The organism is Corynebacterium sp. HMSC27B11, assembly GCF_001815985.1.
Classification (GTDB): domain Bacteria; phylum Actinomycetota; class Actinomycetes; order Mycobacteriales; family Mycobacteriaceae; genus Corynebacterium.
This window is the reverse complement of record NZ_KV823558.1, coordinates 120741-129374: the sequence shown is the minus strand read 5'-3', so window position 1 is coordinate 129374 and position 8634 is coordinate 120741. Positions and strand designations below refer to the sequence as shown.

7 protein-coding genes are annotated in these 8634 nt (G+C 65.7%); 2 read left to right on the top strand and 5 right to left on the bottom strand.

Annotated elements, in window-relative coordinates:
- Positions 1–26 precede the first annotated feature (26 nt).
- From dop to HMPREF3097_RS05325, 3 genes are all read right to left on the bottom strand, one after another.
- Positions 27–1610 carry a depupylase/deamidase Dop gene (dop, locus tag HMPREF3097_RS05335; RefSeq protein ID WP_070761446.1) on the bottom strand — a complete coding sequence of 528 codons (1584 nt, stop codon included), beginning with the start codon at positions 1608–1610 and terminating at the stop codon, positions 27–29.
- Positions 1611–1695: 85 nt separating this feature from the next.
- A complete protein-coding gene (gene arc, locus HMPREF3097_RS05330; protein WP_070761428.1) occupies positions 1696–3312 on the bottom strand; it encodes a proteasome ATPase in 1617 nt (538 codons plus the stop codon).
- A 100-nt stretch (positions 3313–3412) separates the two neighbouring features.
- Complete coding sequence (locus HMPREF3097_RS05325) at positions 3413–4246, bottom strand: tRNA (adenine-N1)-methyltransferase (RefSeq protein WP_070761427.1); 834 nt, start codon at positions 4244–4246, stop codon at positions 3413–3415.
- 35 nt (positions 4247–4281) lie between these two features.
- Between HMPREF3097_RS05325 and HMPREF3097_RS05320 the strand changes: the two genes are divergently transcribed.
- Both HMPREF3097_RS05320 and HMPREF3097_RS05315 read left to right on the top strand, forming a co-directional pair.
- Positions 4282–4959, top strand: coding sequence for a YoaK family protein (locus HMPREF3097_RS05320; RefSeq protein WP_070761426.1), 678 nt, complete (start codon positions 4282–4284; stop codon positions 4957–4959).
- Between the two features lie 71 nt (positions 4960–5030).
- Positions 5031–5858, top strand: a complete 828-nt coding sequence (locus HMPREF3097_RS05315) for a RecB family exonuclease (RefSeq protein ID WP_015381646.1) — start codon at positions 5031–5033, stop codon at positions 5856–5858.
- 3 nt (positions 5859–5861) lie between these two features.
- Here HMPREF3097_RS05315 and aspA read toward each other — a convergent pair whose 3' ends face one another.
- Together aspA and hisG are read right to left on the bottom strand one after the other, a co-directional pair.
- A complete protein-coding gene (gene aspA / locus HMPREF3097_RS05310) occupies positions 5862–7394 on the bottom strand; it encodes an aspartate ammonia-lyase (protein ID WP_083317963.1) in 1533 nt (510 codons plus the stop codon).
- Between the two features lie 243 nt (positions 7395–7637).
- Positions 7638–8552, bottom strand: coding sequence for an ATP phosphoribosyltransferase (gene hisG, locus HMPREF3097_RS05305; RefSeq protein ID WP_015381644.1), 915 nt, complete (start codon positions 8550–8552; stop codon positions 7638–7640).
- Positions 8553–8634 lie beyond the last annotated feature (82 nt).

Below are 8634 nucleotides of genomic sequence, written 5' to 3'. Positions count from 1 at the left end.
CTGGTTACGCATATAAGAGACACGCCCTAGCCCACGCCCATCACGCGCTCGGGCAGAGCGGCGATCAGCGCGGCAGCCACCTCCGAGAACTCCGGGGCCTGGCCCGGCTTGGCCTCCGCGAGATCCTCGAGCACGGTGCCCGCGAAGCTGTCGGCCGTGGCCTGCAGCGGCTCGGGCAGCCCGACCCGCATCGCTGGGTGCCCCTCGTGCGGGTGATCGAGGACAACGCTATCCCAGTTCGCGGCGAGGATCTTTGGGGCGTAGTGCTTCACCAGCGCCCCACGCAGCCAGGCCCGCGTTCCCCGAGGCGGGGTGTCGACGGCCGCGGTGATCTCGGCGTCGTCGACCAGCGTGCGCATCTTCCCGCGCGCGACAAGCGCGTGGTACAGCCCGCGGGTCGGATCGATGTCGTGGTACTGGATATCGATCAGCGCCATCCGCGGGTCCGACCACTCCAGCCCCCGGGCGCGGTAGCCGCGCAGCAGCGCGTACTTCGCCGTCCAGTCGAGCCGGTCGGCGGTGCGCAGTGGATCAGCTTCCAGGTCGTCCAGGATCTCCTCCCACAGCGCCAGCACTCGCTGCTCGTCGGTGGTGAGCTTTCCTGCCGGTTCGAGGGCGGCGATGACCTTCTCGCGGATTCTGCGCTGCAGTTCGATCGCGGTGGCGGTGGTGTTTCCGTAGAGCCGCAGCGGGGTTGTCAACTCCAGATCGCGGGAGACCCGGCGGACATCCTCGACCGGTTCGATGAGAACGATGTCGCTGAAATCGGCGCCCGCCTCGACGGCCTTGAGAACCAGAGCGGTGGTGCCGAAGCGCAGGTAGGTCGCGAACTGGCTCAAGTTCGCATCGCCGATGATCACGTGGAGGCGGCGCCAATCATCCGCGGTGGCGTGGGGCTCGTCGCGGGTATTGACGATGCCGCGGTTCAGGGTGGTCTCCAGGGAGACTTCGGTCTCGATGTAATCGGCGCGCTGGGAGATCTGGAAGCCGGGCTGCTCCCCTGCCTGCCCGAGCCCCACGCGGCCCGCGCCGGCGTAAATCTGGCGGGTCACGAAGTGCGGGATCAGCGCCTGGTGCACGTCCTCGACGTTGAGGCTGCGCGGGTAGAGATAATTTTCGTGGGCGCCATAGGACGCGCCCTTGCCGTCCACGTTGTTCTTGTAGATCTTCAGCTCCGGCTGGCCCTCGACCTGCCCTGCTGCCTGGGCAGCCGCGTGCATGACCCGGTCGCCGGCCTGATCCCAGACCACCAGATCATAGGCGCAGGTGACCTCAGGCGAGGAGTACTCCGGATGGGCGTGATCCACGTAGAAGCGCGCACCCGCCGGGGTGATGACGTTGGCGATGCCCACCGCGTTCGGGTCGTAGCTGGGGGCCGCGCCGGAACGGTAGCGGCGCAGGTCGAAGCCACGGGCGTCGCGGAGTGGGGACTCCGAGTCATAGTCCCAGCGGGTCCGGCGGTTGACTCCCTGCCCGGAGACCTCCGCGTAGGCGACGACCGCCTGCGTGCTCGTGTACACGGGACTGGCTTCCGGGGCGTCGACGGCGACGATGCCGAACTCCGTCTCGGAGCCGAGCACGTAGCCGGTGGCCTCGTTATCCTTCTGCACGTTCACCAGGGTTTTCCTTCCAGGAGTCGAAAAGTGTTCTCTCGTCGGACTTAGTTTCTAGTCCGGCTGAGCTTTTTAGTCGGGTTTAGTCCGCCAGGGTGATGTCCACGACCCGGCCGGTGGCGTGCCCGGAGATGCGTGCCCATTCCGTGGGGTTGGTTGTGTCCGGCAGGTTCTCGCTGTCGTTGATCTCCGCCGTGATGGCATCGATGACGTCCGCGGTGCTCAGCCCGCCCTCGGTGGCAGCCTCGCTCGTGCTTGCGGTCTGCGACAGGGCGCGCTTGATTGCGAAGGTCTTCGCGCGATCGACGATATTGGCCAGCATCGCGCCGGAGACGAAGTCTGCCCAGTACAGGTCCTTGGTCTGCCCATCCGCCAGGTGGAGGGTCACGTAGCGGTGCGCGGCATCCCGGCGGAAGAGCTCCTCGGCGATGATGCGGCACAGCGCGGCCGCGGCCACCTCCTTACCCCCGTGCTCCGCCACCAGGTCCGCGGACAGCGGTAGGGAGGCGTCGATGTGCTTGGACAGGATGTCGAGTGCGGCGTCCTGGTCGGGGCGGTCCACCCGGATCTTCACATCCAGGCGGCCCGGGCGCAGGATGGCGGGGTCGATGAGCTCCTCGCGGTTCGAGGCGCCGATGACGATGACGTTATCCAGTCCCTCCACGCCGTCCAGCTCGGAGAGCAGCTGCGGGACGACCGTGGACTCCATGTCCGAGGACACTCCGGTGCCACGGGTGCGGAAGATGGCCTCCATCTCGTCGAAGAAGACGATCACGGGCTTACCGGCGTGCGCGATCTTGCGGGCGCGCTCGAAGATCTGCCGGATCTGGCGTTCCGTCTCACCGACGAACTTATTCAGCAGCTCCGGGCCCTTGACGTTGAGGAAGTAGGAATCCGCGAAGCGGGACGACTTATCGTTGGAGCCCATGGACTTCGACAGCGAGTTGGCCACCGCCTTGGCGATGAGCGTCTTGCCGTTACCGGGCGGGCCGTAGAGCAGCACGCCCTTCGGTGGGCGCAGCCCGTAGTGGCGGTAAATCTCCGGGTGCAGGAAGGGCAGCTCCACCGCGTCCCGGATCTGCTCGATCTGATTGCTCAATCCGCCGATGTTTTCGTAGCTGACGTCCGGGACCTCCTCCAGCACCAGGGAGGTGACCTCAGCCCGGGGGATCATGTCGAAGGCCCAGCCGCTGCGACGGTCGACGACCACGCTATCGCCGGTGGTGAGCTCCCGGTTCGTGATCAGGGACTGCAGCGGGCGGGCAGCCTTGACGATCGACTCCTCCCCCAGCTTGTCCGCGATGATCAGGCGATCACCGACGACCTCGACGACCGCGGCGACGTCGCCAGAATCAGCGAAGCCGGTGACCTCCACGACCTGGAGATTCTCCCCCAGCCGCACCGTCGCCCCGGGCTGCAGATCCATCCGGTCCAGCAGCGGGGAGACAGCCAGGCGCATGTGGCGGTTCGAGGTGAAGACCTCCGCGGTCTTCCCAGTGCCGTTGAGCTGCAGCAGCGTGCCGTATGTGCTCGGCGGCTCGGCCATATCCGCCAGGCGGGAATTGATCTCAGCCAGCTTCTCGCGGGAGGCCTTCAGCGCCTCGGTGAGCTTCTCGTTCTGGGCTCCCAACCGATGATTGGCCAGCCGCAATTCGCGGGCAGTGGGCGAAGGCTGATCGGAAGGATTCTGCGCAGTCATGCCATCAATCCTACTGAAGGCCCCGCAGCCCAAAACCTGCCGGTAGGCCTAGCGGCGAGGCTACCGGGACGGGCGCCCCGGCAGCCGTACTCGGATCGCTCTAGCGCCGTGCCCGCCGTTGTGGCCGCGGGGCGGTCACGCCATCCGCCAGGCGGCGGGCCCAAATGAGGAACGCGGTGTGCGCGTTCATGCGGTGCTCTGGGCGGGTGGCCAAGCCCTCCACCTTCCACTCGCGCACCAGCGACTCCCAAGCGCGTGGCTCAGTGAAGCACCCGAGCTCCCGGATGCCCTCCATCACCTTCATCAGCTGCGGGACGGTGGCCACGTAGGTCATGAACACCCCTCCCGGGACCAGGACGTCTCGCACTGTCTCCAGAACCTCCCACGGCTCCAGCATGTCCAGTAGGACGCGGTCGACCTCGCCCACGGACTCGCGGGTGGCCTCCTTGACGTCGCCCAGGCGCACGTCCCAATTCTTCGGCTCCCCACCCATGATGTTGTGGACGTTGTTCACCGCGTAATCCAGGTGATCCTGGCGGACTTCATAGCTGATGACCTTCCCGTGCTCACCGACCGCGCGCAGCAGCCAGCTGGACATCGCGCCGGAACCAGCACCAGCCTCCAGCACGGTCGCGCCGGGGAAGATATCCCCCTCCACCAGGATCTGTGCGGCATCCTTCGGGTAGATCACCGCCGCGCCACGCGGCATGGAGAGCACCTGGTCGACCAGGAGGTGACGGAAGCAGAGGTACTCCCCTCCCACGCTGGACTCCACGACGGTGCCCTCGTCCGCGCCGATGATGTCGTCGTGACGAATCTCGCCTTTATGGGTGAAGAAGCTCTCCCCCGGGGTCAGGGTGATGCTGAAGTGTCGCCGCTTCGCGTCGGTCAACTGGACGCGGTCTCCGGCGGTAAAAGGTCCGGTATAAGCCATAGGAAAACCCTAACCTACTAGACTCTCAAATCACTATGATGGAATCGCGTCCCGGGGAACGGGTGCTGGCAGGCGTATTCGCCTTCATCGCCGGCTTTATCGACTCGGTGGGTTTTCTCTACCTGGGTGGGGTGTTCCTCTCCTTCATGTCCGGCAACACCACCCGCTCCGCCACCGCCATCGTCGACGGCAACTGGGACATGGTGAGGGTGGCCGGCGGCTGCATCATCTTCTTCCTGCTGGGCGTGATCAACGGTGCGTTTACGAAACGCATCGTGGTCCGCGCCTTGGAGGAGACCCGGGGCCGGGAGTTCGTCCTCGTCAACGTGAGTTTCTGGTTCGTCCTCTCCAGCGTCCTCATCGAGCTGGAGCACCACAGCGCGGCCATCATCGCCCTGTCTATCGGCGTGGGTACCATGAACAGCATCTTCGAACGCAACGGCGAGGTCGCTATCCCGCTGACGTATATGACGGGCACGCTGGTGCGCACGGGGCAGCGCTTCGTCGATGCGTTCTTCGACGGCCGTCACCTCGTCTGGATCCTCAACCTCTCGCTGTGGCTGAGCCTGTCCGTCGGCGCGATCGCCGGCGCCCTGGCCTACCGGCTGCTGGGAATCCACGCCGTCGAGCTGATGACGCTGATCCCCCTGGTGACCGTGGCGATCAACCAGCTGGTCCGCGACCATCGACGCCGCGCCGGCCTGCCGCTGTAGCCCACCGCAGCCACCCTTCGCAGAGCCCCTGCGATGGCACCAAAACCGAGAACAAAGCCGAAGGAGAATTAGTGTCCACCCCGACCGAGAAACCGCAGCCGAAGGTCTCCCTCGACCGCTTGGCGCTCTCCCCCTCCCGCGCCGGGGACTATCAGCAGTGTCCGCTGCTCTACCGCTTCCGCAGCATCGACAAGCTGCCGGAACCCAAGACGATCGCGCAGGTGAAGGGAACCCTCGTCCACGCGGTGCTCGAGGAACTCCACGCCCTGCCCCGTGAGCAGCGCACCTACCCGGCCGCGGTGAAGATGCTGAAGCCCGCGTGGACAAAGATGGTGGACAAGGACGCCGATCTGAACGAGCTCGTCCCAGCGGAGCAGCTCTACGACTTCCTCGTCGACGCCCGCGCCCTGGTCAAGGGGTATTTCCAGATGGAGAACCCCCAGGGCTTCGACGCCCACGAGGTCGAGGAGTTCGTCGAAGCCACCCTGCCCAATGGGGTTCCCGTCCGCGGCTTCATCGACCGGGTGGACGTCGCCGCGAATGGCCAGGTACGCGTCGTCGACTACAAGACCGGAAAGAAGCCGCCACCGCGCTTCGCCGCCCAGGCGCTGTTCCAGATGAAGTTCTACGCCCTGGTTTATTGGCGGCTGCACGACCTGATCCCGGCCCAGCTTCGGCTGATGTACCTGAAGGTGGCCGATGACCTGGTGCTGCAGCCCACCCCCGCCGAGCTGCAGTACTTCGAGCGCGACCTGCGCGAGCTCTGGGACAGCATCCTCGCTGATATCCATAGCGGGGACTTTCAGCCGAAGACCTCCAAGCTCTGCGACTGGTGCTCCTTCCAGGAGATCTGCCCCGCCTTCGGCGGCACGCCCCCGGAGTACCCGGGGGTCCGCTAGCGCCTACTCGTAGCGGCGACCCCGGTACATCGGGTTGAGCAGGTTCTCCGTGCTCAGCACCTCGTTGAGGGTGTCCTCGTCGAGCAGCCCCTTCTCCAAGACGAGTTCGCGCACCGACTTCCCGGTCGCCGCGGCCTCCTTGCCGATCAGGTCGCCGTTGTGGTGGCCGATTAGCGGGTTGAGGTAGGTGATGATGCCGATCGAGTTCTCGACGTAGTTGCGGCAGACGTCCTCGTTCGCGGTGATGTCCACGACGCACAGCGTGCGCAGCGTGGTGCAGGCCCGCGCCATGAAGCGGATGGACTCGAAGGCACACTGCGCGATGACCGGCTCCATGACGTTGAGCTGGAGCTGGCCGGCCTCGGCGGCCATGGAGACGGTGACGTCGTTGCCGAAGACCTTGAAGCAGATCTGGTTGACGACCTCCGGGATCACCGGGTTGACCTTCGCCGGCATGATCGAGGAACCCGCCTGGCGGGGTGGGATGTTGATCTCCCCCAGGCCAGCGCGCGGGCCGGAGGACAGCAGACGCAGGTCATTACAGATCTTCGACAGCTTCATCGCGGTGCGTTTCACCGCCGCGTGGGTGTTGACGAACGCGCCGGTATCGCTCGTCGCCTCCACCAGGTCGTACGCGGAGGTGATGTCCAGGCCCGTGATCTCCCGCAGGGCCTCGATGGCCGCCTCGCGGTAACCCGGGGGTGTGTTCACACCGGTGCCAATCGCGGTGCCACCCAGGTTGACCTGGCGCAGCAGGGACTGCGCGTGCCTGAGCTGCGCGGACTCCTCGGCGATGTTGTTCGCGAAGGCGCGGAACTCCTGGCCCAGGGACATCGGGACGGCGTCCTGCAGCTGGGTTCGGCCCATCTTGATGATGTGGTCGAACTCCTGGGCCTTAGCGAACAGCGCGCGCTCCAGCGCAGCCAGGTGCTTGAGCAGCTCGTCGATATCGAAGTGGAGGCCCAGGCGCAGCCCGGTTGGGAAGGCGTCGTTGGTGGACTGGGACATGTTGACGTCATCGTTCGGGCTGATGATGTCGTAGCGGCCCTTCGGGTACCCGAGGTGCTCCAGCGCGAGGTTCGCGATGACCTCGTTGGTGTTCATGTTTTGGGACGTCCCTGCCCCGCCCTGGAAAACGTCGATGGGGAACTGATCCATCGCGCGGTGTTCCTCGAGCACCGCATCGCAGGCCGCGACGATCGCCTCGCCCTTGTCGATGGGCAGCGCCTTGACCCGCATGTTGGCCATCGCGGCGGCCTTCTTCACCATCACCATGCCGCGGATGAGCTCCGGTATGTGATTGATATTCGTGCGGGAGATCTGGAAGTTATCCACAGCTCGGAGGGTGTGGATTCCGTAGTAGGCGTCTGCCGGAACCTTCATCGTGCCCAGCAGGTCTTCCTCCAGGCGGTAGTGCGCGCCGCTGCGGGCTTCCAGGGAGGAGGATTCGGCTGAGGTGATAATGTCCGTCGAGCTCAGGACGTGCCCGTCGCTGGAGCTCTGGGAGTTCGGGGACGGCTTGGGACGGTGTGCCATGTGAAACTGCCACCTAAACTTTCGCGTCAATCGCCACAGGCGTTAAGGGGTGTTGGGAGCCGTACTAATGTCCCGGTGCGGCGGAGCATGGGATGCTCTCGCTGCCCGTGCCGGTACGGGTGTACTTAAAGAGTGTAGAAGAAACGGCGCGCGGCAGGCGCGGGGCTATCTCCCCTGGGGTAGCCGTGGAAGAAAAACCGGGCCGCCACGACGGCGACCCCGTTGAGGGATAAGGCGAATCCGCTAGATCCGGGCGATGCGGATATCCGTTGCGAGGATCGCCTCCGCCCCCAGGGCGGACAGCGAATCCATCAGCGCGTTGGCCTGCTTGCGCGGCACCATTGCGCGCACCGCGACCCAGCCTTCATTGGCCAGCGGGGAGACGGTCGGGGCCGAGAGCCCCGGGGTGATGGCGGCAACTTCGTCCAGCACGTCGCGGGAGACGTTGTAGTCAAGCATCACGTAATTCTGGGCGTGCAGGATGCCCTCCATGCGCTTCAGCAGCACCTGCTTTGCTTCGTCCATCTCGGCCCCCTTGCGGCCGATCATGACGGCCTCAGAGACGCACAGCGGCTCGCCGAAAGGCTCCAGGCCCTGCGTGCGGAGAGTGCGGCCGGTGGAGACCACGTCGGCGATCGCGTCGGCCACGCCCAGGCGGATGGAGATCTCCACCGCGCCGTCCAGGCGGATCACCGTGGCGTCGATGCCCCGGTTATTCAGGTCCTTGCGCACGAGGTTCGGGTAGGCGGTGGCGATGCGCTTGCCCGCCAGCTTCTCGACCGTCCAGCCCTCGCCCATCGGGGCGGCGTAGCGGAAGGTAGAGGCCCCGAAGCCCAGCGGCAGCAGCTCGGCGGTTTCCTCGCGGGTATCTGCGGCAAGGTCGCGGCCCGTGATTCCGATGTCGAGGTGGCCGGAGGCGACGTAGATGGCGATGTCCTTCGGGCGCAGGAAGTAGAACTCAACCTGGTTCTCGTGATCGACCGCGGTCAGCGCCTTGGAATCAGCGCGGGTGGTGTAACCCGCCTCCTTGAGGATGTTCGTCGCGGCTTCCGAGAGCGAACCCTTGTTCGGGACGGCGACGCGCAGGTAGCGCTCACCGGAATCAGTGGCGTTGTCTTCAGAGATCGGGGCGTTTAGGTTGGGCGCGACCGGGGACATGTGGCTCCTTGCGTGGTGGATACTGTGCAGCGCCGCCGCGGTGATGGGTGCGGCGCAGTCGGGTTCCGTGCGTTTAGTTCGG